Genomic DNA, 24,360 nt, shown 5'->3' with positions numbered 1-24,360 from the left:
CAATAGAACGCGTTCTAGGGAGTGGTCAATGGCTGAATTCGAGAAGCCGCATTCGGCGGGCCGTCAGTCTCCACCTACCGAACGCGTCGTGCAGGTGCTCGACTACCTGGTGGCGCGTCCCGACCAGCGTTTCGGGTTGTCCGAACTTGCCAGGACGCTCGAGATCAGTAAGCCGACCGCGCTGGGAATCCTGACGGTGTTGGCGGATCGTGGATATCTGACGCGCGACGACGCCGTGAAGACCTACGGGCTGGGTCCGGCGCTGATTGCGGCGGGCCGGGCGGCGCAACGTGGATTTGCCGTCGGCCCGATTGCCCGGGCTCAGCTGGAGAAACTGAGCGCTGAATTCGATACGACCTGCACTGCGTCGGCGGTGGTCGGCGACCGGATCAGCGTTCTCGAAGTCACGGGGCCGGAAGGTATACGGAAAGCGGCAAAGGTCGGTCAGGTGTATCCGTTCGCTCCGCCGGTCGGATTGATGTACGTGCTGTGGGGAAGCGATCATGATCTCGAGAGTTGGCTGGCGCGGGAACCGAGCCTTCCGGTGCGCCTCGATCGGGATCGGTTGTTGACTGTGGTGCGCGACTGCCGTGACGCGGGATATCTCGTGGAGAGTCTCGATCCGATCGGTCAACGCCTGCATACGTTGATGGCAGGTGTTGTGACACATGATCTTCCGTCCGAGGTGCGGGAATTGCTCGGCGAAATGGTGTCGAGTCTGGGGGAGCGGGTCTATCTCGGGCGAGACATCAGCTCGGACGACGAGCATCCTGTTTCGTTGATCGCGGCTCCCACTTACGACGCCGAGGGTCATCAGGCGTTGGTGTTGACGCTCTATGTTGGCGGTTCGATTACGCGTTCCGAGATCGAACGACGCGCAACGGCGTTGGTGGCGGCTGCCGATGCCGTGACTGCTGAGGTGGGTGGGCGGGCTCCGGTTCGCAGTCATTGACCGCTAGGTAGAACGAGTTCTATTCTGTGAATGCGTTCATTCTCGAACCAGTCCGGTACAAAAATGTACCGGCACCGAGTAGGAGCTGAAGCGATGCCAGCACTCCAGACCCCGCCCGCTTACGAGCTGTCCCACCTACGGGCGCTCGAGGCCGAGGCAGTCCACGTATTCCGGGAAGTTGCCGCGACTTTCGAGAAGCCGGTGCTTCTGTTCTCCGGTGGCAAGGATTCCGTGGTGATGCTGCATGTCGCGGCCAAGGCCTTCTGGCCGGCGCCGTTGCCGTTTGCCGTCATGCATGTCGACACCGGGCACAACTTCGACGAAGTAATCGAGTTTCGTGATCGAACCGTGGACCGGTTCGGATTGCGCATGGTGATCGCCAGCGTGCAGGACGACATCGACGCAGGTCGGGTCAGTGAGGAGACCGGCGTCGGGGCGAGTCGCAATCGTCTGCAAACTCACGCACTGCTCCGCGGTATTCGGGACGGGAAGTTCGACGCCGTATTCGGTGGAGCTCGCCGGGACGAAGAGAAGGCGCGAGCAAAAGAACGAGTGTTCAGTTTCCGGGACGAATTCGGCCAATGGGATCCCAAGATGCAGCGACCGGAACTGTGGAACCTGTACAACGGCAAACATCGTAAGGGCGAACATATTCGGATCTTCCCGCTCTCCAACTGGACCGAACTCGACATCTGGCAGTACATCGAGAGCGAGATGATCAATCTTCCGGAGATCTACTACGCCCACCGAAGGCAGGTAGTGCCGCGGGACGGAATGCTGTTGGCGCGCACACGATTCCTCGAACTGCGGCCGGGGGAGGAATCGTACGAAGCGTTGGTGCGTTTCCGGACTGTTGGCGACGCCACCTGCACTGGGTGTGTGGAGTCGTCCGCCGAAACGGCCGCTGCAGTCGTCGAAGAGGTGGCCGCGAGCCGGATCACCGAACGCGGAGCAACCCGGGCGGACGACCGAATCTCCGAGGCCGGCATGGAAGATCGAAAGAAAGAGGGGTACTTCTGATGCCGCAACTCCTCCGAGTCGCGACCGCGGGCAGCGTCGACGACGGTAAGTCGACGCTCATCGGCCGATTGCTCTACGACTCCAAATCAATCTTCGAAGATCAGCTCGAGGCGGTCGAACGCAGCAGTCGTGAACGCGGTGACGAGTACGCCAATCTCGCACTGCTCACCGACGGATTGCGCGCCGAGCGCGAGCAGGGCATCACTATCGATGTGGCACACCGATATTTTGCCACTCCGCATCGCAAGTTCATCATCGCGGATACACCCGGGCATGAGCAGTACACCCGGAACATGGTCACCGGTGCGTCGACAGCCGACCTCGCCCTGATCCTGGTCGACGCGCGCAAAGGTGTGCTCGAACAAACACGTCGGCATGCGTTTCTGTCGACTCTCTTGGGAATTCCGCACCTCGTGCTGTGTGTGAACAAGATGGACCTCGTTGGGTGGTCGCAGGACCGGTTCGAGGAGATCAAGGAAGAGTTCCGGCAGTTCGCGATCAAGCTCGACGTCCACGATCTGTCCTTCATCCCCGTATCGGCGCTGTTGGGGGACAACATCGTTGCGCGTACCGAGAACATGTCCTGGTACGACGGTCCGTCGCTGCTACACCATCTCGAGCAGGTGCACATCGCGTCGGATCGCAATCTCATCGATGCGCGATTCCCGGTGCAGTACGTCATCCGTCCGCAGCAGCAGACCGATGCAGATCTTCACGACTTCCGTGGATACGCCGGGACAGTAGCCAGTGGAGTCTTCAAGCCAGGCGACGAAGTAGTAGTTCTCCCTTCGGGTTTCACGTCGACGGTCAAGGCCGTTCACGGACCGGGCGGAACGGCGATAACCGAAGCTTTCGCGCCGTCCGCCGTCTGCATCGAACTCAGCGACAATCTCGACGTCAGTCGCGGAGACCAACTGTGTCGGATCAACAACCGGCCACAGGTAGGCCAGGAGATCGACGCAATGATCTGTTGGCTCACCGACCAAACCACACTGTCGGAGAACAACCGGTACTCGTTGCTGCACACCACTCGTTCGACCAAGGCACAGATTGTGCGCCTCGACTACCGCCTCGATGTCAATACACTGCACCGCGACGAGAACGCGGAGGCGCTGTCCCTCAACGAGATCGGGCGCATCGCCATCAAAACGCAGCAGCCGCTGATGTTCGATCCCTACCGTCGTAATCGCGTCACCGGCAGCTTCATCCTCGTGGACGAGATCACCGGAAATACCGTCGCAGCGGGAATGATCAACGGCCCGACGCTCAAGGATTCACACGTCGTCTGGCACAGCTCCGAAGTCTCCCGAGAGGAGCGCGCGACAGCAGGCGCCACCGTGTGGCTTACCGGCCTCTCGGCTTCCGGGAAATCCACGATCGCAGTGGAACTCGAACGCAGGCTGGTTGCGGCAGGTACCCCCGCCTACCGACTCGACGGGGACAACCTTCGACATGGACTCAATGCCGATTTGGGATTCAGTGCACAGGACCGCGCCGAGAACGTGAGGCGGGTGGGATCGGTGGCGCAGTTGTTCGCCGATTCCGGCGCAGTCGCCGTGGCCTGTCTGATCAGTCCGTACCGAGAGGATCGGGACCGCGTCCGCGCTGCTCACAAAGCTGCAGGTCTGCGTTTTGTCGAGGTGTATGTCGATACTCCGATCGAGCAGTGCGAGGCGCGGGATCCCAAAGGCATGTACGCAAAGGCGCGGGCGGGGGAGATTACGGGCTTCACCGGCGTCGACGATCCCTACGAGGTCCCTGAACACGCCGAACTGGTAATTCGGCCCGAAGACGGAACGCCTGCCGAACTGGCACAGCGAATTATGGAAGTGTTGGCCAGGTGAGCGAACCAACGCACAGCCGAACTGCCGACGCCGAGTTGGCGAAGCAGTTGGCAGAAGCCGCCGGAGCTATCCTTCTCGGTATTCGAGCCGAAGGTCTTGGCGCCGGTGACGGCCGGGAATTGGGCAGGCGCGGGGACAAAGCGGCCGACGTCTTCATCCTCGACCAGTTGGCCGAGGCCCGTCCTGGTGACGCAGTCCTTTCCGAAGAATCCGCCGACGATCGCACCAGGCTCGAAGCCTCGCGCGTCTGGATCATCGACCCTCTGGACGGATCCAAGGAATACGGGATGCCCGCTCGCTCCGATTGGGCTGTGCACGTCGCGCTCTGGGAACGAGGACACGGCATAACTGCGGCGGCGGTGTCGCAACCAGCCCTTGGGCAGGTGTACTCGAGTAACGACGCAGTGTCGGATGCACCGGCCAACCAGCCACTTCGCATTGTTGTCAGCGGCTCGCGCCCGCCCGCGTTTACCGATGCGGTGGCGGCCGAGCTTGGCGCAGAGGTTGTGCACATGGGCTCGGCTGGTGCCAAGGCGATGGCCGTCGTGCGCGGCGACGTCGACGCCTACCTCCACGCCGGTGGGCAGTGGGAATGGGATTCGGCTGCGCCCGTCGGTGTAGCCCAGGCTGCGGGGCTGCACTGCAGCCGCATCGACGGTTCGCCGTTGTCGTACAACGAATCTCATCCGTATCTGCCGGACCTGGTGATCTGCCGACCAGAGCTGGCCGAGTCGATTCTGGGTGCAATAGCCAAGCACTCCACGGAGTCTGCCGTCAGCGGACGCGTCGCGATGGCGCGGGAGTACGTGAACGCGTTGCTCACTCACGACGCAACCAAGGTCCGTTTTGCCGCCGACGCGTGGCGCGTGGAGAATGGTCAACGAACCGGTGACACCGGCGCTTTCATCAGCAATGAACTCGAACAGGGGAAGCAGTACCGCGGAATTGTCGCCATACGTGAACTCGCGCTGCGTGAGTGGGGCGAAAGCGTCGTAGCGCGGTATCTGATGGACCTCGGAACCCCGGGCCAAGCGCCTGCTGTCACGGTGTTCATCACCGAGTACTTCGGAATGCCGGCAGGGGAGATCGAAAGCATCATGGCAATTATCGAACCGCACCCGAAAAAGGATGACGCACAATGACACCCGATACTTTGGTCACCGAATTCTGCAAGGAATGGGCCGACGCCGACATCGCGAAGATCGTCGACTACTTCACCGATGACATCGTCTACCACAATATTCCGATGGAACCCGTGGTCGGGCGCGAGGCCGTCCGGACATTCATCGAGCAGTTTGTGGGTGCCTTCGGCAACATCGACTTTCGGACCAAGCGTCAGGTCTCAGGCGGTGACGTAGTCATGAACGAGCGCATCGACGTCTTCAGCATCAACGGCGCGGAGGTAGCGCTACCGGTGATGGGCGTGTTCGAAGTCCGTGACGGGAAAATCAGCGCCTGGCGCGACTACTTCGACATGGCGCCGATCACGGCGGCAGCCGGCCAGGGCTGATTGTTCACTACGCCAGAATCGGGTGTGGGTAGTCCGGTGAGCGGTGCTGGAACCGGGTGATGGCCGGATTCACGATGACGCCGTCACGGATTTCGATGGCCCGCTCCAAGGTCTCGTCTGCTTTCCACGCCGTCTCTCCTGCCATGACGGCAGGTAGGTAGGGGAGAAGTGATTCGCTGATCTCCCACGATGCGGAGTTCCACAGGTACGACGGGCTGTGATCGACGCCGTAGTAGGTGATGTTGTCACCGACGATGAAGGTCGGCTCCGCGAACGAGGTGGGGCGAGCCCAGCTGAATCCCATTCCTTCGTCGCACGAGACGTCGACGATGAGGCTGCCGGGTTGAAAGTTCACGAGGTCTTCCTCGGTGAGGAACGTCAGCGGTGTATCCGTGTTCTGCAGTACACAATTGACGACGATGTCGTGCTCGGCGAGGAAGCCGGGAACCGGCACGCTGTGATTGTCGATCATCACGTGACTGCCGCGAACATCGCCGTTGTTGTTGTCGAACGAGACCATCCGAGCCGAGTGGATGGGGGAGCTGACGGCGGTGACGCCGCGTTGGGTCAGCACGTCGACTTCATGGATACCATGCGCCTTGAGTGCCGTGACGGCGCCGCGGGCGGTGGCACCGAAACCGATGACGGCAGCGGTGAGGCGTCGCCCGTAGTCGCCGGTGGAACCGATCAACTGCAAGGCATGGAGAACCGAGCTGTAGCCCGCCAACTCGTTATTCTTGTGGAAGACATGCAAATTGAAGGATCCGTCGCTGTGCCAGTGGTTCATGGCCTCGAAAGCGATGAGAGTCAGCTTCTTGTCGATCGCGATCTGGGTCAGTTCGGTGTCCTGCACGCAGTGCGGCCAGCCCCAGAGCACCTGGCCGGTGCGGAGTTCGGCCAGGTCGGCCGCCAACGGTTTCGGTAGGAGAACCACATCGGTTTCCGCCAAAATTTCCTTGCGCGTGCGGATTCCGGCCACCAGGCCCGAGAGGGTGTCGTCGGAGTACCCGAAGGCATGGCCGTAGCCCTCTTCGAGGTAGATGCGCGAGCGAAGTTCAGCGTCGATCCGATCGAAATGGGCAGGGTGGATCGGCAACCGGCGTTCTGCCGGTTTGCTCGACTGTCCGATGACTCCAAGGGTGCGTACGTTGTTCAATTGTGTATCTCTCGATAGGAGCAGGTAGAGATGTCAGGCAGGAGCCTGAGGGAAGAGCAGAAGCCGCAGGAACGCTGGCAGAATGCCTGGACCAGGACCGCCTGAGGGCGTGCTGGGTGCGCTGCTGTCGATCGCCGACGGCGTCAGAAAAGCGCGTCGGTACCAGGCCAGTCTAGCCGGGTTCGTTGATCGCCCGGGGTTCGGGCATGCGACGGTACGGTCGAGTGAGTAAGGGCTATTGCGCGCGCAGGTGTGAATTCAGCACGGCCAGTTGAATTTTGCTGGCATCCGAGTGGACATCGCGCCCTTTGTCGGTGACGTCGATGAAGACTCCGCGCCGGTCAGCCTCGCACAGTGCTCGCTGAACCAGTCCGGCCTTCTCGAGACGGGCGACGCTGCGGGAGAGCGCACTGGGACTCAGGTACATCTCCGAGGCCAGATCCTGCATCCGTGGACGCTCACACGAGGTGTCCATGAGTCGGTCGAGAGCCTCGAAGTCGCTCATGCTCAGGCCATGCGCAGACTGCATCTGGCGATCGAGTTCGCATGCGATGTCGTTGTAGCTGGTCGACAGCGAGCGCCAGGTGTTGCGCAATTCGGATTCCGACGTCACGACCGCATTCTAGTTGAAGACTCGATTACGTGCAATTGCATTAAATGCTTGTGCATTAAGTGCATGTGCATCTATTCTCGCTGACGTGACTTGCACAGACTCGACACTCAAACCATTCGATTCGCCGGAATCCCCGGGTTCTACGGAATCCACGGATCCGGCCACAGGGGAGGGTTGGTCCCTCAAGCTGTGGGGCATCCTCGCGGTGCTCTGCCTCGTGTTGTTCCTCGACGGTCTCGACGTGTCGATGGTGGGCGTCGCTCTACCGTCCATCGGCGATGAACTGGGCCTGTCCACTACTTCGCTGCAGTGGATCATCAACGGCTACGTCCTCGGATTCGGCGGACTGCTGCTACTGGGTGGACGCACCGCCGACCTCCTCGGGCGTAGGAAGGTCTTCCTGATCGCTCTCACCGTGTTCGCAATCGCCTCGCTGGTCGGTGGCCTCGTCGACAACGGAACACTGCTGATCGCATCACGATTCGTGAAGGGGCTCGCTGCCGCGTTCACCGCTCCGACCGCGATGTCCATCCTCACCACGACGTTCAAAGAAGGCCCGGCCCGTAACCGGGCGCTGTCCGTGTTCTCGGTATTCGGTGCCAGCGGCTACTCGTCCGGACTGATTCTCGGCGGGCTGTTGACCAGCGCCGGTTGGAGATTCACGTTCCTGATGCCGGTGCCCTTCGCTGTCATCGCGCTGATCGGTGGGTACTTCCTCATTCCGCGGGACCGTCCCGCGGACAACGGCGGACACGACCTGGTTGGCGCCGTCACGTTGGTGACGGGAATGCTGCTCACGGTCTACACGATGGTCTCGGCTCCGACTCGTGGTTGGGCGCACCCGATGACTTTGGGGTCGTTTGCCGTGGCAGCGGTGCTCTTGGCGACGTTCTTTGTCGTGGAGAAGAAGGTGGCACATCCGCTTGTGCGCCTTGGACTTCTGCGCGTCGGCAGCATCGTCCGCGCGAATCTCGCCATCATCGCGCTCTTCGGGTCCTATCTGAGCTTCCAGTTCATGATGACGATCTTCCTGCAGTCCGCCCTCGGCTGGTCGCCCCTGAAGATGGCGATGGCACTGCTCCCCGCCGGCATCATCGTTGCCTTCGGTTCGCCGTTTGTCGGACGGTCGGTCGACCTGTACGGCAGTGCCAGACTCATCATCGCGGCACTGACGTCGCTGAGCGTCGGGTACCTCTGGTTCCTGTTTGCCGGGAGTGATTCACCGTCATACGTTGTGGCAATTCTGCCCAGCGTCATTCTGCTCGGCCTCGGATTTGCCTTGGGTTACACCTCGATCATGGCTCAGGCAACCTCTGGCGTCGACGACTCGGAGCAAGGTTTGGCCTCGGGTCTGGTGAACACGTCGGCTCAGGTCGGTGCGGCCCTTGTGCTGGCACTGACGACGGCTCTGGTCACCGCTGGCTCGCATACCGCGACTGGCGCGGGGACTGCCGGGTTTCAACAGTTCCATCCCGGACTGATCCTGGTTACCGGCGTCGCGCTGGTGGGCTTGGCCATCACCGTTTCGCCCTTGGTACGGGGAAGATCGGTGCGTGGCAGGCGCGCCGATGCGGAGAAGGAGTTGACGCCCGTCTCCTAGTAAAAAAGTTCAGCCGCGCAGGAGAATTCCTGCGCGGCTGAACGTGTGAATCGTGGACTAACGCGAAGCGGACCCAACAGCACTGTCGAAGTCGGCAGTGCTCGCCTGCGAGCCGAGGATCATGGCCAGGCGCACCAACATGCCTTCACGATCAGCCGGCTCGGCCTGATCGAGTGCGTTGGAGAGTGCCAACCACACGTGCTCACGACGGGCATCGTCTCCGACCGCTGCAGCTGTCACTGACACTGCTGCGTCGAAGTGGGTCGGCGCAGTTCCGGCGGTGAGATGCTTGGCTACATCGCCCAATTGTGCGGGATCGCTGATCCGGCACAGCACCAAGCCGTCGGGGCGGATCACGAAGATCTCGCCGACGCGAGCACCGAGTGCAGCCGCGAGGTCGCCGCTAGCGTCGTCGACCGTGGCATCGGCACCGCCCACGGTGATTACCCGCACGGTTTCCGGTGCAAGTGCGCGAGCAAGAACGTCGGCCTGCGCGGCGAGTTCGGAAGCCAATTCAGCCGACAGGCCGAAGGCCAGCACACCGAATCCCGTACCGCGCAAACGATTCAAGGAGGTTTCCGAGCCGCCCGCCGAGACCTCGACGATCCTGTCTTCGAGCGGATCGCCGGGCAGGACGCCTTGGGTGCCGGGAGTGGTTGGCCACGTCAGCGGTGAGAGGTGGGCGTGTGTTGCGCTCGACTGGCGCGGATTGATCAGGTGCGCAAATTCGCCTCGAGTGGTGGCGAGTTCGAGCACCGCGTCGCGAGTGGTTCGGTGTCCGTGGCTACCCGGGGACATGATGAGCGTCGACTTGCCTGCATTGTCGACGTTCTGCTGCCACGCGCTGCGACGTTCCGTCGAGTACGCGTCGAGGATGGCGGTATCGGACGCTTCGTTGATGACGGAGGCCAACTGCCACACCAGGGTTTCGGCGTCTTCCATGCCGGAGTTGAGGCCACGAACACCGAAGATAGGGACGAGATGCGCTGCGTCGCCGGCAAACAGCACGCGGCCGTGCGTGAAATCTTCCAAGGCCAGTGCATGAGCGCGGTAGAAACCGAACCACTCGAGGGTCCACGGGATGTCGCTCTGCAGCCATTCGAGGTGGCGCGTGATGCGGTCGCGGATGCGATCTTCCTGCGTCTCCGCTTCGGGATCGTCCGACGCGTCGAGTTGGTAGTCGATGCGCCAGATGTCACGCGGCTGGCGGTGCATGATGATCGTGGAACCCGGGTTGCTCGGCGCGTCGAACCACACCAGACGCTCGGCCGGTAGTTCCGATTCCCAATGAATGTCCGCGATGACGTAGTTGCCCTCGTAGCTGTTGCCCTGCAGGCGGATTCCGCTGAGTTCGCGCATCTTGCTACGGCCACCGTCGGCGGCAACGACCCAGGCGGCACGCAGTTCGCGAGTTCCGAACGCGGTGTCGACGGTCAACGTCACCTCGTCGTCGCCGGTTGCGATGCCCGCGATCGACGACGACCAGTGGAAGTTCACGAGGGGGTGAGCGAGCAGCTTGTCCGTCATGATCTGCTCGAACTCGGATTGCGACACGTTGACCATGGGGCCGCGCGCGTCGTGATCGGCGGAGGCCATACGGAAGTGCAGCACTTCCTGATCACGGTAGTAGCTCCGGCCACCCACCCACGGCAGAACGATGTCTTCGAGTTCGGCGCCGAAGCCGAGACGCTCGGCAACTTCGAGGCTGTGCCGCGACACGCAGATCGCGCGGCTGCCGAACGAAACCTGATCTGCCGCTTCGAGAATTGTGACGGGAATGCCGCGCTGGGCCAAGCCCATGGCAACGCCCATGCCGACGGGGCCGGCGCCGACGATCACTACCGGGAGCGCGTCGGCCGACGGAGCCAGGGACGCAAAATCCTCGGCGGCGTACTTCTTCGGATGAAAGTAAGTCGACATGATCACGAGGCTTTCTGTGCGGCAGAAGGTTCGGGGAGCAACAGGATCGAGACGAGGCTGATCACGGCGATTCCCACGAAGTAGACGGTGATGGCGAGCGACGTGCCGAATCCGGCAAAGAGTGCGGTGGCGATCATCGGGGCCAGGCCGCCGCCGAGGATGGCACCGATCTGGTAGCCGAGCGACGCTCCGCTGTAGCGGATGTGGGCGGGGAACAGTTCGGCGAACAGCGCGGATTGTGGGCCGGCGCAGCAGCCGAGCGTGAAGCCAAGGCCGATCATCGCAAACAACATCGCCGGGATGATCGCGGTGTCCATGAGCGGGAAGAATGCTGCCGCGGCGACGACCAACGCGATGGAGCTACGGATGTAGACGGTTCGGCGTCCGATCGAGTCCGACTTGTGCGCGCTGAATGCCATTCCGGCCATCCAGAAGGGGCAGGACGCGATGAGCAGGAACAGCATCGTGGTCTTGCTGAATCCGAGTTCCTTCTCGCCGTACTTGAGGACGTACACCATGTACGCGTACGCGATTCCGTTGGTGGCGATGAAGGTGCCACCGGCGAGCAGCACGGTCTTCCAGTGCTTGGTCAGCACCTCGAGGATCGGCAGTGTCTCCGCAGGAGCGTCGTCCTTGGACGCGGTGAACTCGTCACTTTCCTCGAGTCCGAGTCGAATCCACATCGCGACGCCCACCAGAACAGCGCTGAGCAGGAACGGAATTCGCCAACCCCAGGAGTTGAAGGTGCTGTCGTCCATGAACGCGGCGAGCGGCAGGTACACGAGGTTGGCCATCAGCACACCGGCCGGAACGCCGATCTGCGGCGCCGCGCCGTAGAGGCCCTTCTTGCCTTCTGGTGCATTTTCGGTCGCAACCAGGACTGCTCCACCCCATTCGCCGCCGACGCCCAGGCCCTGGATGAAGCGGAATGTCACGAGGAGGACGGGCGCAAAGACACCGATCGAGTCGTAATTCGGCAGCAGGCCGATGGCAACGGTCGCGCCGCCCATCAGGAGCAGCGAGAGTACGAGCATGGACTTGCGTCCGATGCGGTCGCCGAAATGTCCCATCACGATTCCGCCGATGGGGCGCGCGATGAATCCTACGGCGAGTGTCGCGAAGGCGGCCAAGGTTCCGGCGAGTTCGGACGTGCCGGGGAAGAACTGCGTGCCGAGTACAAGCGCCGCAGCGGTGCCGTAGATGAAGAAGTCGTACCACTCGATGGCGGTGCCGACAAAGCTGCCGAGGGCGGCTTTGCGCGCTTTGGCGCTCGCGGCAGCGCGCACCGTATGCGGCGTGGCGGTGGAGGTCATGAATTGCCTTTCGACATGAATATCGCTTGAAGACACAATGACGCGCGCCACAACACTTGAAAAGCTAAAGAATTGGAGGTTCTTCCACGGAAAAATGATGGAAGGAGAGATTTGTCCTGGTCGGGTCGTTATTGCCGATCGTCCTGCTGTGAAACGAATTCTATAAAACTTCGTGCCACTCGACTGAGGCGCGCGTCCTGGTGCCAGGCGAGCACTACGTCCACCGAAGGAACTGCAGGCGATCCGATCGTTTTAACGACTACCTCGAGGCCCTCGTACGTAATGTCCATCTTCGGGCGTTGGAGCAGGAGCGTCCAGCCGAGACCGCGCCCGACAAAGGCTCGCGCCGTCTCGAAGTTCCCGGTTCGGTAGGCAACGTCCGGGACGAACCCGCCGAGGCGACACACGTCGAGTGCGTGTTTGGTGCTCGGTGGCGCGTTGAGGAGGACCATCGGAAACTTGGCGAGATCAGGGAGATGAATGGGGTTCTCCGATTGCGCCAACGGGTGCTCGGCGCCCAAGACGATCAGAGGTTGTCGGGTGGTCAACGGAATCGTGCGCAGTTCCGACGAGAGATCCAGGTCGTACGCGATCGCAAGATCCAACTCGCCGTTTTCCAGATGGGTCTGCAGTCGGTTCTGGTTGTCCTCGCGAAACTCCACCTGTGTTGCCGGGTAGGTGCGTGTGAAGCCGGCGATCATCGACGGCAGAATTGTCGGCCCCAATGCGGGGTAGCACCCGATCGCAATGGGCCCGGAAACGGTGCCGGCAGTTCCGAGTGCGTCGGACTCGAGTTCGTCGGCCTGTTGCAGGAGGGCGCGTGCGCGCACCAGAACGGATTCGCCGGTGCGAGTCAGTTGAACGCCGAATGATCGACGACGAACGCACAGTTGAACTTTCAGGGCGCGTTCGAGTTCGGTGATGGACGCTGACAGTGCCGAGGGGGAGAGGTGCATGAGATCGGCGGCAGCGGTGATGGTTCCGGTCTCTGCTACCGCCACAAACGCGGCAAGCTGACGCATCGTGTAGGTCGGGGCAGAATCGCGGCGCGGCATGCTGCCAACGGTAGTCGCTGAGAAATGAGGCCCGAAAAATGTGGCACCGAGACGCGCAGCCGGTAAGAAAACCTGCGCTGTCGTGGTGCCCCCGGCAGGATTCGAACCTGCGGCCTTTCGCTCCGGAGGCGAACGCTCTATCCCCTGAGCTACGGGGGCGCACCGATAAAAATCGGTGTGCCGACTTGGGCTGCGTTAGCGTAGCGCATCACACCCGCATGTGGTCAAACCGGCCCCACATAAGAATGCGTCGAGCGTCGGTAACTAAGACATCCGTGCGGTTTGCACCTAGGCTCGCCTCTGGGCACAGGTTCGGGCGGACCGCTCGGGCACCCTCGTGAAGTACGGGAGTCGACGATGACCGATCATCAGTATTCCGACGACGATCTCGAGCTGGACCTGCAGTGGTGGGCAGCCGCGAACTATCTGACCGTCGCGCAGATTTACCTGCAGGACAACACTTTGCTGCGAGAACCGTTGCAAGCGAAGCACATCAAACCCCGACTGCTCGGGCATTGGGGAACCAGTCCGGGTTTGTCGATGATCTACACGTTGCTGAATCGGCACATCGTTGCCACCGACGCGGATTGGCTGTACGTGACGGGGCCCGGACACGGCGGACCGGCATTGGTCGCGTCGACGTACCTGGAAGGGACGTACTCGGAGATCTATCCCGACGTACCGGCGGACGGTGAGGGTATTCATCGGATGTGCCGACGGTTCTCGGCTCCTGGCGGTGTGCCGAGTCACGTCAGCGTGCAGACTCCCGGCAGCATTCACGAAGGTGGCGAGTTGGGGTACGCGCTCGCACACGCGGCGGGCGCCGCGTTCGACCATCCGGACTTGTTGGTGGCATGTGTCATCGGTGACGGTGAGGCGGAAACGGGTCCGTTGTCGGGATCGTGGAAACTCCCGGCCTTCCTCAATCCGCGTCGCGATGGAGCGGTGCTGCCGATCCTGCACGTCAACGGCGCCAAGATCGCGGGACCGACGGTGTACGGGCGCAGCAGCGACGAGGATGTCAAGGCGTTTCTCAGCGGTCAGGGGTGGGATCCCGTTGTTGTGTCCGGAGATGATCCCGGTGCGGTCTTCCCGCAGTTGTACCGAGCAATAGTCAATGCTCACAACATGATTCGTGATCGGCAGGCGAAGGCGCGCGGCGGCAAGGAGTGGTCGGGTAAATGGCCGGCGATTGTCCTGCGCACGCCCAAGGGGTGGACAGGGCCGCACACGGTTGACGGGAAATTGGTGGAAGGTACCCACTGGGCGCATCAAGTGCCGCTGTCGGGAGTGCGCACCAACGAAGCGCACCTGCGCCAACTCGAAGAATGGATGCGTTCCTACCGGCCGGACGAGTTGTTCGACGCAAACGGATCATTGCGACCCGACCTGGCCGCGTTGGCCCCTGCCGGCGACAAGCGGATGGGCAGCACGCCGTACGCCAACGGTGGGCGCCTGCGCGTCGACCTTCCCGTGCCGGCCCTCGAGAAGTACGCGCTCCCCATCGAATCGCCGGGTTCGACGTTCCACGAGACCACCCGGGTACTCGGAGAATTGCTCCGAGACATCTACGCCGCCACCGAAACCGACGACGGCGGCGGAATCTTCCGACTCTTCTGTCCGGACGAGACGTCGAGTAACCGACTCGGCGCCGTCTTCGAGACAACAGAGCGCTGTTGGCAATTGCCGATCACCGAATTCGACGACGGACTCTCCACAGACGGACGAGTCATGGAAGTGCTCAGCGAGCACCTGTGTGAGGGTTGGCTCGAAGGCTATCTGTTGTCCGGCCGGCACGGAATGTTCGCCAGCTACGAGGCCTTTGCGATGGTGAGCGTCTCGATGCTCATCCAGCACGCCAAATGGCTCCAACATGCAGTCGAATTGCCGTGGCGCGCTCCGGTGGCGTCGCTCAACGTACTGCTCACAAGTACGTGTTGGCGTAACGATCACAACGGTTTCAGCCATCAGGGCCCGGGAATGATCGACGCCGTGATTCCTTTGGCGCCCAGTGTTATCCGTGTGTGGCTGCCGCCGGACTCCAACACGTTGCTGTCGATTTCGGATCACTGCCTGCGCAGCACTGATCACGTGAATCTGATCGTCGTCGACAAGCAGCCACATCTGCAGTACCTCACACTCGAGCAGGCACACGCGCACTGCGCTGCCGGTGCTTCGGTGTGGGAGTGGGCGGGAACGGAAGTTCACGGCGAAGAGCCGGATGTTGTGCTCGCGGCAGCGGGAGACGTTCCGACACAAGAAATTCTTGCCGCCGCCCAACTGCTCCGAGAGCACACTCCGGACCTACGGGTGCGGGTGGTCAACGTCGTCGACCTCATGGCGTTGCTGACGCCGACCGAGCACCCACACGGATTCGGTGAGCGAATCTTCCTCGATCTGTTCACCGCGCAGACCGACGTCGTGTTCGCGTTCCACGGCTACTCCCGCGCAATTCACGAGCTCATGCACGGGCGGCCGTCGCCGGAGCGTTTCCACGTTCGGGGATTCAGTGAACAAGGAACCACCACAACACCGTTCGACATGGTCGTGCTCAACAAGATGAGCCGCTACCACCTGGTGATCGAGGCACTACGACGCTCGAAGCGGCGAACGGCCGGATCTCCGGAGCTGGCCGAATTCTGTCGGTCGCAGCTGGAGAAGCATTCCCGCTACATCGTCGAACACCTCGAGGACATGCCGGAAATAGAAAACTGGACCTGGTCCTGAAGTAGATCAGGACCAGGCCCAGTTCGGGTCTGGAAAAGAGCCGGATTAATTCATCGGCAGTGGAGCGGCTCCGCGCGCGGCCAGCATGCTGGTCATCAGTGCGGACTCGCTTTGCTGCGTGTCGACCATCGTCTGTGCCAGGGACCGCACCGGGCCCTCGGTGGCATCGGCTGCGGCGTACTCCATCATCGGGAGTCCGCCCTCGTGGTGACGCAACATCAGCTGCAGGAACAGGACGTCGAGTTCGGTGCCGGACGCGGCGCGCAGTGCGGCCAGGTCCTCGGGTGACGCCATGCCCGGCATGGTGTCGACCGGGCCCGAATGATCCATGTCCATCGTGCTCGAGGTCCCGTGCGAACTGTGCCCAGACGAGTCGGACGACATCCACTCCATGTACGGGCCGACCTTGCTGAGGGGTTGGTCCCACATCGTCAGCCAGGCCTGCATCTGGCCGAGCTGATTCTGCTGCGTGGTCAAGATGTCGTAGGCCACCGTGCGTACGTCGTTGTCGGTGGACTTCGTCAGCGCGATGGATGCCATGTCGACGGCCTGGCTGTGATGCACGCTCATGTCCTGCGCAAAGCCCACATCGACGGAGTCTGATGCCGGGACAGTCAGTGAGGACTCGGCGTCTGGACCCAACATGTTGGTGAGCGCACCAAGGGCGAAGCCGATTGCGATAGCGCCGATCAACCCGATGATCAGCAGCGCGGTGCGCTGACTGGGCTTCGACGGCTGGTCGGTGTCTGGCACGTTATCCACCCGCGGGAATCTGCTCGTCGGTAGCTGCCGTGGTGCCTGCGCCGTCCATCGGAACGGCGTCGGGGCCCGGAGCGGTGGGATCGAACGGTGACGTTTCCGGACTGAACAGCGGGTTGGAGCAGCTGGCGCCGACCTCGGGGTAGGTATTCGGGTTCTGGTTCAGCGCGGTGATGAACTGGTCGATGCGCTCGTCGTCGGCGTTGTCGACTTCGAGGCGATGGCCCCACGACTGGAGCGAGATGGGGCTGCTCTGGCCCGGGTACGGCGACATCAGCATGTAGGACTTGCCGCTGACGCGTGTCGCCAAGCTGTCGATCTGGTCCTGGTCGACAAGATCGGGGTTGTACGAGATCCAGATGGCGCCGTGCTCGAGGGAGTGGACTGCGTTCTCGGTCCGGATCGGGTCTGCATACACGGTGCCGGTGCAGTTCGCCCACGTGGAGTCGTGCGGTCCACCGAACGGCGGGGTCTGGTCGTAGGCGACGCGCTGCGTGGCCTCGACGTGCTGACCGGCCGGGTACTCGATCTTGAGGACACCGTCGATCTTGTCGGACGGATCCTTGTTCTCCGAGCTGTACTTATAGGGCTCCAGCGCCTGCTGCTCCTCGACCTTCGGCCACAAGTTGACGGCGAGCACTGCAATCAGTGCAAGCACGAGCGCACCGGCGCCGATCGTCAGCCACGGGATCTGGCGAGGGGCGGGAACGCCTCCCTTGCCTTTCTTGGCCGGACGGCCACCCTTGTTGGCAGCCTTGATGGCTTTGGCTGATTTGGCCCCGGATTTATTATTGGGACCGCGACTATCCGAACCGCTTGGCATCGATTGGGCTCTTTCGGTGTGTGGGCAAATATGCAGCAGACCCTCCCGTCGGACGTACGTGACGGTAGCTCGGGCATTACCACTGTACTTTCCGAGTCTGAGGGCAATCTGGGAGAGTGGCGTGCGACACGCCCAAATCGGTCGTCAGCCTACCCGCAGGCGGCCCGGCGCGAGGCGAGTCTCCACCTCGAGTGTGCAGGCAATAAGATGAATACCTGTGACTCCAGCTGACCTTGCCGAACTGCTCCGCGGAACCGCTGCGAGCGTCCTAGCCGAACGCGGCCTCGACGTCTCGGTGCTCCCAGAAACCTTGACAGTCGAGCGTCCTCGCAACCCCGAGCACGGCGACTACGCCACCAACATTGCCATGCAGGTAGCCAAGAAGGTCGGCACGAATCCGCGCGAGCTGGCGGGCTGGCTTGCCGAAGCCCTCACCGCAGCCAACGGAATCGAATCCGCCGAGATCGCCGGACCTGGCTTCCTCAACATCCGGCTGGACAAAGACGCCCAGGGCGCGATCGTCGTATCGGTTCTCGAAGCCGGTCCGTCGTACGGCTCGGGCGATTCCCTCGCCGGCAAGAAGATCAACCTCGAATTTGTCTCCGCCAACCCCACCGGACCGATTCACCTCGGTGGAACCCGTTGGGCCGCAGTCGGAGACGCGCTCGGACGCATCCTGTCCGCGCAGGGCGGCCTGGTCACACGTGAGTACTACTTCAACGACCACGGCGCCCAGATCGATCGCTTCTCGCGTTCGCTGATCGCCGCGGCCAAGGGTGAACCGGCACCCGAGGACGGCTACGCCGGCGCCTACATCGCCGACATCGCTCGGACCGTCATGGAGCAGCGCCCGGACGTCATGGACCTGCCTGCCGACGAGCAGCAGGAAACCTTCCGCGCCATCGGCGTCGATCTGATGTTCACGCACATCAAGCAGACGCTCCACGACTTCGGTGTCGACTTCGACGTGTACTTCCACGAGAACTCGCTCTTCGAATCCGGCGCAGTCGAAAAGGCAGTCGAGTCCCTGAAAAGCTCGGGCAACCTGTTCCACGAGGACGGTGCCTGGTGGCTCAAGAGCACCGACTACGGCGACGACAAGGACCGCGTTGTCATCAAGAGCGACGGCAACGCTGCCTACATTGCCGGTGACATTGCTTACTTCCAGGACAAGCGCGCCCGCGGCTTCGATCTGTGCATCTACATGCTCGGCGCCGATCACCACGGATACATCGGTCGGCTCAAGGCCGCCGCTGCCGCATTCGGTGACGACCCGGACACCGTCGAGGTCCTGATCGGACAGATGGTCAACCTCGTCAAGGACGGCTCCGCCGTCAAGATGAGCAAGCGCGCAGGCACCGTCATTACCCTCGACGACCTGGTCGAAGCCATCGGCGTCGACGCGTCGCGTTACGTCATGATCCGCTCGTCCGTGGACTCCAGCATCGACATCGACCTCGATCTGTGGACCAAGACCAGCAGCGAGAACCCGGTCTACTACGTCCAGTACGCGCATGCCCGCCTCTCCGCGATCGCCCGCAACGCCGCAGACCTCGGACTTTCTGCCGACGCGAGCCACCTCGCCCTGCTCACGGTCGAGCAGGAGGGCGATCTCATTCGCACGATCGGCGAATACCCTCGCGTCGTGTCCAGTGCAGCGAACCTGCGTGAGCCCCACCGTATTGCTCGCTACCTCGAAGAACTCGCGGGTGCGTACCACCGCTTCTACGGCGCGTGCCGCATCCTTCCGCAAGGCGACGAAGACGCAACCGACGTGCACCGCGCGCGTCTGGCACTCTGCGCCGCCACCAGGCAGGTCCTGGCCAACGGCCTCGAACTGCTCGGCGTCACCGCACCGGAGCAGATGTGAACGCGCACCCCGCCGGCCCCAAGCATGCCGAGCAGTTGCAGGCCCCCGGTCTGCCCGACCGTCCCACCAGTCCCGAGGCTTTCGGTGAACTCTCGCCGCAGGTGTGGCCGCGCAACGCGGCTCGCGGCGACGACGGCGAAGTAACCCTGGCAGGTGTCAAGGTCAGCGAGCTTGCCGAGAAGTACGGCACGCCGCTGTTTGTCATCGACGAAGACGATTTCCGTTCACGCTGCCGCGACATGGCCCGAGCGTTCGGCCCGGATGCCAAGGTGCATTACGCATCCAAGGCATTCCTGTGTGGTGAGATCGCACGCTGGGTTGCCGACGAAGGTCTGTCACTCGACGTGTGCTCCGGCGGCGAATTGGCAATCGCACTGCACGCCGATTTCCCGGCCGAGCGAATTGCCATGCACGGCAACAACAAGTCCGTCGCCGAGCTGACGGCCGGTGTTGCTGCCGGTGTCGGTCACGTCGTCCTCGACTCTGCAGTCGAGATCGAGCGCCTCAACCGCGTCGCCGGTGAGGCCGGAGTTGTCCAGGACGTGCTGATCCGCCTGACCGTCGGCGTCGAAGCGCACACCCACGAATTCATCTCCACCGCACACGAAGATCAGAAGTTCGGATTCTCGTTGGCCGGGGGAGCGGCAATCGACGCAGTGCGCCGCGTCTTTGCCGCCGACAACCTGCGCCTCGTCGGACTGCACAGCCACATCGGCTCGCAGATCTTCGACGTCGACGGCTTCGAGGTGGCAGCCCATCGCGTCATCGGGCTGCTTCGCGACGTCGTCGCGGAGTTCGGCGTCGAGAAGACCAAGCAGATCTCGATAATCGACCTCGGTGGCGGCATGGGAATTTCGTACATCCCGTCCGACGACCCGCCGCCCGTCGACGAACTCGCAGCCAAGCTCGGCCACATCGTGCGCAACGAATCGGCACTGGCCGGACTGCCCGAGCCGACACTGGCCGTCGAACCCGGCCGCGCCATCGCCGGACCAGGCACGGTGACGCTCTACGAGGTCGGCACCATCAAGGACGTCACGGTGGGCAGCGCACTGACACGCCGCTACATCAGCGTCGACGGCGGCATGAGCGACAACATCCGCACATCGCTCTACGGTGCGGAGTACGAAGCCAAGTTGGTCTCACGTACATCCGAGGCCGATCCTGTTGTTGCACGTGTTGTCGGAAAGCACTGTGAATCCGGTGACGTCGTCATTCGGGACACCTGGATGCCCGAGGACGTCGGACCTGGTGATTTACTTGCGGTAGCAGCGACCGGTGCATACTGCTATTCGATGTCGAGCAGGTACAACCTGCTCACCCGCCCAGCCGTGGTGGCGGTGCGTGACGGAGTTTCACGCGTGATTCTGCGGAGGGAAACAGTGGAAGATCTGCTCAGCTTGGAGGTATCGCAGTGACGAGCCAATCGGCGCATCGCGCTATCGGTGTGGCCGTTCTCGGCCTCGGTAACGTCGGAAGTGAAGTCGTCCGCATCATTCGTGAGCAGGCCGAGGAGCTCGAAGCTCGTGTCGGCGCTCCGTTGGAACTGCGGGGAGTTGCCGTTCGTCGTATCGGCTCCGACCGCGGAATTCCCGAGGACATGCAGACGACGGATGCAGAATCTCTCGTCGCTCGCGAGGACGTGGACATCGTCGTCGAGGTGATCGGCGGAATCGAGCTGCCGCGAAAGCTGATCCTCTCCTCGCTCAATTCGGGCAAGTCCGTCGTCACCGCCAACAAGGCGTTGCTCGCGGACCACACCGGTGAATTGGCGGAGGCAGCCGAAGCAAACTCGGTCGACCTGTACTTCGAGGCGGCAGTCGCCGGCGCGATCCCGGTCATCCGCCCGCTGACGCAGTCGCTCGCAGGCGACCGGGTCAACAAGGTTGCCGGAATCGTGAACGGCACCACCAACTTCATCCTCTCCGCGATGGCCGAAACGGGCGCGGACTACGAGGAAACCCTCGCCGAAGCCGGCCGCCTCGGATACGCGGAAGCCGATCCGACCGCAGACGTCGAAGGCTACGACGCCGCAGCAAAGGCCGCGATCCTCGCGTCCATCGCGTTCCACACCCGCGTCACCGCCGCCGACGTGTACCGCGAAGGAATCTCCACCATCACCTCCGCGGACCTGGCGTCGGCGAAGGCACTCGACTGCACGATCAAGCTGCTCTCGATCTGCGAGCGAATCGTCACGCCCAAGGGCAAGGAACGGATCTCCGCGCGGGTCTACCCAGCGCTTGTTCCGCTCACTCACCCGCTCGCCACCGTCAACGGCGCATTCAATGCCGTTGTCGTGGAAGCGGAAAACGCCGGCCGACTCATGTTCTACGGCCAGGGCGCAGGCGGCGCTCCCACCGCTTCCGCGGTGATGGGTGATCTCGTGATGGCGGCGCGCAACAAGGTTCACGGTGGCCGCGGCCCCCGCGAATCCAAGTACGCCAAGCTCAAGGTCGCTCCGATGGGCGACATCCTCACGCGCTACTACGTGAACATGGAGGTGGCGGACAAGGAAGGCGTGCTGTCCGCAGTCGCCGCCGAGTTCGCGAAGCACGGCGTGAGCATCTCCGTCGTCCGTCAGGAAGGTGCCGGCGCCGGCGCTCGACTGGTGGTCGTCACTCATGTAGCAACCGACGCGGCTCTCTCCGAAACCGTGGCGGCCCTCAACGAACTCGAATTCGTCACCGCTGTGACCAGCGTGCTGCGACTGGAAGGCACTGAACAATGACCGGCATCGTCAATCCCGTCCACAAAGCTTGGCCGGGACTCATCGAGGCATACCGGGATCGTCTGGCAATCGGCGACAACTGGAAGACCGTCACCCTGCGTGAGGGCGGCACCCCGCTCCTGCCGGCCGGTCATCTCTCCGAAATCACCGGTTGCGACGTCTACCTCAAGGTCGAGGGCCTCAACCCCACCGGTTCGTTCAAGGACCGCGGCATGACGATGGCCGTCACCGACGCCCTCGCTCGTGGCCAGCGCGCCGTGCTCTGCGCCTCCACCGGCAACACCTCTGCCTCGGCTGCCGCGTACGCCGCCAAGGCCGGAATGACCTGCGCCGTCCTGATCCCGCAGGGCAAGATCGCCATGGGCAAGCTCGCTCAGGCAGTCATGCACGGCGCCAAGATCATTCAGGTCCAGGGCAACTTCGACGACTGCCTCGAACTGGCACGCAAGACCACTGCGGAGTTCCCGACCATCGGTCTCGTCAACTCTGTGAACCCGGTACGCATCGAAGGCCAGAAGACCGCGGCATTCGAAATCATGGACGTCCTGGGCAAGGCTCCCGACGTTCACGCACTCCCGGTCGGAAACGCCGGAAACATCACGGCGTACTGGCGCGGATACTCCGAGTACTACGCGGACGGTCTGACCACGGTCAGGCCCCGCATGCTCGGCGTGCAGGCAGCCGGAGCCGCACCGCTGGTCAACGGTGCGCCCGTCAAGGATCCCGAGACCATCGCCACCGCAATCCGGATCGGTTCTCCCGCATCCTGGAACGGCGCTGTCGCGGCCAAGGAAGAGTCGAACGGCGCATTCCGCGCCGCAACCGACGAGAAGATCCTCGAGGCCTACCGTCTGATCGCTGCCACCGAAGGCGTTTTCGTGGAGCCGGCGTCGGCAGCGAGCGTTGCCGGGCTCCTCGCAGCCCGCGCCGAAGGATGGCTGGAGCCCGGACTGACCGTCGTGTGCACCGTGACCGGTAACGGCCTCAAGGATCCCGATACCGCTCTGAAGGGCATGCCGAACGTCGAGCCCATCGGTGTTGATCCCGTTGCCGTTGCGGCTGCCCTCGAGCTTGCATAGTGTCCGTGGACTCGTCAACCACTCCGCGGAATCCGGTATCTGACATGACCAGAACCCTGCCTGTCGGTATTTCGGTGACCGCACGCGTCCCGGCCTCGAGTGCAAACTTGGGGCCGGGGTTCGACACCCTCGGCTTGGCTCTGGGGCTGTACGACGAAATCGTGGTCACCACAACGGATTCCGGCCTGAATATCCAGGTCGAAGGTGAGGGCGCCGCAGACGTGCCCTGGGGCCCTTCGCATCTGGTCGTTCGGGCCATCGAGCGCGGACTCGAAGCTGCCGGTGTGTGGGCCAGTGGCCTGGATGTGCTGTGCCGCAACGTGATCCCGCATTCGCGTGGGCTCGGTTCGTCCGCGTCGGCGGCAGTGGGCGGACTTGCTGCCGCAAACGGATTGGCCCGTGCACTCGACGCCGAGATCGGCCTTACCGACGAGCAGTTGGTCCAGTTGTCCTCCGAGTTCGAAGGGCACCCGGACAATGCGTCGGCGAGTGTCCTGGGCGGCGCAGTGGTGTCGTGGAGTTGCCCGTCCATCGTTGATGGCGACGAGCCGATCTACTCGGCCGCAAAACTCGACGTTCATCCCGATATCCGTGCAGTAGCACTGGTTCCGGAAGAACGATCCTCCACCGCGCACACCCGCGGACTGCTTCCCGAGATGGTTCCGCACCAGGATGCGTCGTTCAATGCAAGCCGCAGCGCTCTGGCCGTCGTCGCCCTGACGACGCGTCCGGATCTGTTGATGGCAGCCACCGAAGATCGTCTGCATCAGAGCCAGCGCGCGCCCGCGTTGCCGTTGACAACACGATGGATCTCGATTCTTCGTGAGGCCGGTATCGCGGCTACCGTTTCCGGCGCAGGCCCCACCGTGCTCGCGCTGAGCACGGAACCGTTGCCCGAGCAGTTGGCTGAGGCGGCGCGAGCCGACGGTCTCCGAGTTCTCGAACTCGAGATTGCTTCCGGTGTCGAGGTTCGTCCGACCCTGGACTGAGTTGGCTCCCGCCCGGTTGCCAGGGAAGTGAAGTGACACACGCGGGTTTCGGATAATCTTGCCGGACTCGTGGATCGGCGCTATCCTGGCAATGTCCGTACATCGTGCGCGTCAGTCGCCGGTGCATCATCAAGGGGCCAAACTCCTACCCAGTCGGGAATTGGGGTCCACAATCCTTGACGTGATCCTCGCACTTGTACCTTCTCGGGAAGGTCTGAATCCTCGACGGCACAATCCGTCGATGTTTCGTCAGTCGCGGCAGGTGTGCGACAGCATGTCGGTTTGAAACAGGGGCGGTTCGAGCACCGGTTTCCGACGGCCATGTTGATGACGGGCAAGCCGGTAGTTCTTGACATGCAACTCTCGACATGCAACTAAGTACGGCACCTCCGAGTTCGGTAA

Annotated in this window: 19 protein-coding genes and 1 tRNA gene; 12 read left to right on the top strand and 8 right to left on the bottom strand. The window is 62.7% G+C overall.

Going from position 1 to position 24,360, the window contains the following annotated elements:
• Window positions 1–28: 28 nt before the first annotated feature.
• From EEB13_RS27055 to EEB13_RS27035, 5 genes are all read left to right on the top strand, one after another.
• Entirely contained in the window at window positions 29–952 is a 924-nt protein-coding gene (locus EEB13_RS27055; protein ID WP_141486612.1) for a helix-turn-helix domain-containing protein, read from the top strand.
• 93 nt (window positions 953–1,045) lie between these two features.
• On the top strand, window positions 1,046–1,972 hold the full coding sequence (gene cysD, locus EEB13_RS27050) for a sulfate adenylyltransferase subunit CysD (RefSeq protein ID WP_092807641.1): 927 nt from the start codon (window positions 1,046–1,048) through the stop codon (window positions 1,970–1,972).
• Complete coding sequence (gene cysC, locus EEB13_RS27045) at window positions 1,972–3,816, top strand: adenylyl-sulfate kinase (protein ID WP_141486611.1); 1,845 nt, start codon at window positions 1,972–1,974, stop codon at window positions 3,814–3,816. The genes cysD and cysC overlap by 1 nt, the downstream gene beginning before the upstream one ends.
• The gene (locus EEB13_RS27040) at window positions 3,813–4,958 is read left to right on the top strand and encodes a 3'(2'),5'-bisphosphate nucleotidase CysQ (protein WP_141486610.1); all 1,146 of its coding nucleotides are present in this window, start codon (window positions 3,813–3,815) and stop codon (window positions 4,956–4,958) included. Before cysC ends, EEB13_RS27040 begins: the two co-directional genes overlap by 4 nt.
• Complete coding sequence (locus EEB13_RS27035; RefSeq protein ID WP_141486609.1) at window positions 4,955–5,326, top strand: limonene-1,2-epoxide hydrolase family protein; 372 nt, start codon at window positions 4,955–4,957, stop codon at window positions 5,324–5,326. Before EEB13_RS27040 ends, EEB13_RS27035 begins: the two co-directional genes overlap by 4 nt.
• A gap of 7 nt (window positions 5,327–5,333) precedes the next feature.
• Here the strand turns inward: EEB13_RS27035 and EEB13_RS27030 are convergent, their stop codons facing one another.
• Together EEB13_RS27030 and EEB13_RS27025 are read right to left on the bottom strand one after the other, a co-directional pair.
• Window positions 5,334–6,482, bottom strand: a complete 1,149-nt coding sequence (locus tag EEB13_RS27030) for a N(5)-(carboxyethyl)ornithine synthase (protein WP_095888641.1) — start codon at window positions 6,480–6,482, stop codon at window positions 5,334–5,336.
• Between the two features lie 235 nt (window positions 6,483–6,717).
• A complete protein-coding gene (locus EEB13_RS27025) occupies window positions 6,718–7,095 on the bottom strand; it encodes a MarR family winged helix-turn-helix transcriptional regulator (RefSeq protein WP_092807575.1) in 378 nt (125 codons plus the stop codon).
• An 85-nt stretch (window positions 7,096–7,180) separates the two neighbouring features.
• On the opposite strand from EEB13_RS27025, the gene EEB13_RS27020 reads away from it, so the two are divergent.
• Window positions 7,181–8,695: an MFS transporter gene (locus EEB13_RS27020; protein ID WP_141486608.1), complete on the top strand. Its 1,515-nt coding sequence runs from the start codon at window positions 7,181–7,183 to the stop codon at window positions 8,693–8,695.
• 57 nt (window positions 8,696–8,752) lie between these two features.
• Here EEB13_RS27020 and EEB13_RS27015 read toward each other — a convergent pair whose 3' ends face one another.
• From EEB13_RS27015 to EEB13_RS27000, 4 genes are all read right to left on the bottom strand, one after another.
• Window positions 8,753–10,615 (bottom strand): FAD-dependent monooxygenase, encoded by a 1,863-nt coding sequence (locus EEB13_RS27015; protein WP_141486607.1) that lies wholly within the window; start codon window positions 10,613–10,615, stop codon window positions 8,753–8,755.
• A 2-nt stretch (window positions 10,616–10,617) separates the two neighbouring features.
• The gene (locus EEB13_RS27010) at window positions 10,618–11,928 is read right to left on the bottom strand and encodes an MFS transporter (protein WP_033236087.1); all 1,311 of its coding nucleotides are present in this window, start codon (window positions 11,926–11,928) and stop codon (window positions 10,618–10,620) included.
• Window positions 11,929–12,056: 128 nt separating this feature from the next.
• Complete coding sequence (locus tag EEB13_RS27005) at window positions 12,057–12,983, bottom strand: LysR substrate-binding domain-containing protein (protein ID WP_033236088.1); 927 nt, start codon at window positions 12,981–12,983, stop codon at window positions 12,057–12,059.
• 83 nt (window positions 12,984–13,066) lie between these two features.
• Window positions 13,067–13,142, bottom strand: a tRNA-Arg gene (locus tag EEB13_RS27000).
• Between the two features lie 198 nt (window positions 13,143–13,340).
• On the opposite strand from EEB13_RS27000, the gene EEB13_RS26995 reads away from it, so the two are divergent.
• Entirely contained in the window at window positions 13,341–15,710 is a 2,370-nt protein-coding gene (locus EEB13_RS26995) for a phosphoketolase (protein ID WP_141486606.1), read from the top strand.
• A 45-nt stretch (window positions 15,711–15,755) separates the two neighbouring features.
• Here the strand turns inward: EEB13_RS26995 and EEB13_RS26990 are convergent, their stop codons facing one another.
• Together EEB13_RS26990 and EEB13_RS26985 are read right to left on the bottom strand one after the other, a co-directional pair.
• Complete coding sequence (locus EEB13_RS26990) at window positions 15,756–16,463, bottom strand: DUF305 domain-containing protein (RefSeq protein ID WP_410055782.1); 708 nt, start codon at window positions 16,461–16,463, stop codon at window positions 15,756–15,758.
• Between the two features lies 1 nt (window position 16,464).
• Window positions 16,465–17,292 carry a DUF3105 domain-containing protein gene (locus tag EEB13_RS26985; protein ID WP_095888645.1) on the bottom strand — a complete coding sequence of 276 codons (828 nt, stop codon included), beginning with the start codon at window positions 17,290–17,292 and terminating at the stop codon, window positions 16,465–16,467.
• 217 nt (window positions 17,293–17,509) lie between these two features.
• On the opposite strand from EEB13_RS26985, the gene argS reads away from it, so the two are divergent.
• Genes argS through thrB form a run of 5 tightly spaced genes read left to right on the top strand, consistent with a single transcriptional unit; the run spans window position 17,510 to window position 23,958 of the window.
• On the top strand, window positions 17,510–19,162 hold the full coding sequence (argS, locus tag EEB13_RS26980) for an arginine--tRNA ligase (protein WP_045071326.1): 1,653 nt from the start codon (window positions 17,510–17,512) through the stop codon (window positions 19,160–19,162).
• A complete protein-coding gene (gene lysA, locus EEB13_RS26975) occupies window positions 19,159–20,580 on the top strand; it encodes a diaminopimelate decarboxylase (protein ID WP_033236093.1) in 1,422 nt (473 codons plus the stop codon). The genes argS and lysA overlap by 4 nt, the downstream gene beginning before the upstream one ends.
• Entirely contained in the window at window positions 20,577–21,890 is a 1,314-nt protein-coding gene (locus EEB13_RS26970; protein WP_033236094.1) for a homoserine dehydrogenase, read from the top strand. Before lysA ends, EEB13_RS26970 begins: the two co-directional genes overlap by 4 nt.
• A complete protein-coding gene (gene thrC, locus EEB13_RS26965; protein ID WP_033236095.1) occupies window positions 21,887–22,969 on the top strand; it encodes a threonine synthase in 1,083 nt (360 codons plus the stop codon). The genes EEB13_RS26970 and thrC overlap by 4 nt, the downstream gene beginning before the upstream one ends.
• Before the next feature lie 44 nt (window positions 22,970–23,013).
• Window positions 23,014–23,958 (top strand): homoserine kinase, encoded by a 945-nt coding sequence (gene thrB, locus EEB13_RS26960; protein ID WP_033236137.1) that lies wholly within the window; start codon window positions 23,014–23,016, stop codon window positions 23,956–23,958.
• Window positions 23,959–24,360: the final 402 nt, after the last annotated feature.

The sequence above is a fragment of the Rhodococcus sp. WS3 genome (assembly GCF_003797085.1).
Taxonomy (GTDB): domain Bacteria; phylum Actinomycetota; class Actinomycetes; order Mycobacteriales; family Mycobacteriaceae; genus Rhodococcus_F; species Rhodococcus_F globerula.
This window is presented reverse-complemented; position numbering and strand designations above follow the sequence as displayed.

Coding starts and splice junctions, on each gene's coding strand:
- EEB13_RS27055 (WP_141486612.1), top strand. CDS start 29: ATGGCTGAATTCGAGAAGCCGCATTCGGCGGGCCGTCAGTCTCCACCT.
- cysD (WP_092807641.1), top strand. CDS start 1,046: ATGCCAGCACTCCAGACCCCGCCCGCTTACGAGCTGTCCCACCTACGG.
- cysC (WP_141486611.1), top strand. CDS start 1,972: ATGCCGCAACTCCTCCGAGTCGCGACCGCGGGCAGCGTCGACGACGGT.
- EEB13_RS27035 (WP_141486609.1), top strand. CDS start 4,955: ATGACACCCGATACTTTGGTCACCGAATTCTGCAAGGAATGGGCCGAC.
- EEB13_RS27015 (WP_141486607.1), bottom strand. CDS start 10,615: ATGTCGACTTACTTTCATCCGAAGAAGTACGCCGCCGAGGATTTTGCG.
- EEB13_RS27010 (WP_033236087.1), bottom strand. CDS start 11,928: ATGACCTCCACCGCCACGCCGCATACGGTGCGCGCTGCCGCGAGCGCC.
- EEB13_RS27005 (WP_033236088.1), bottom strand. CDS start 12,983: ATGCCGCGCCGCGATTCTGCCCCGACCTACACGATGCGTCAGCTTGCC.
- EEB13_RS26995 (WP_141486606.1), top strand. CDS start 13,341: ATGACCGATCATCAGTATTCCGACGACGATCTCGAGCTGGACCTGCAG.
- EEB13_RS26985 (WP_095888645.1), bottom strand. CDS start 17,292: ATGCCAAGCGGTTCGGATAGTCGCGGTCCCAATAATAAATCCGGGGCC.
- thrC (WP_033236095.1), top strand. CDS start 21,887: ATGACCGGCATCGTCAATCCCGTCCACAAAGCTTGGCCGGGACTCATC.
- thrB (WP_033236137.1), top strand. CDS start 23,014: ATGACCAGAACCCTGCCTGTCGGTATTTCGGTGACCGCACGCGTCCCG.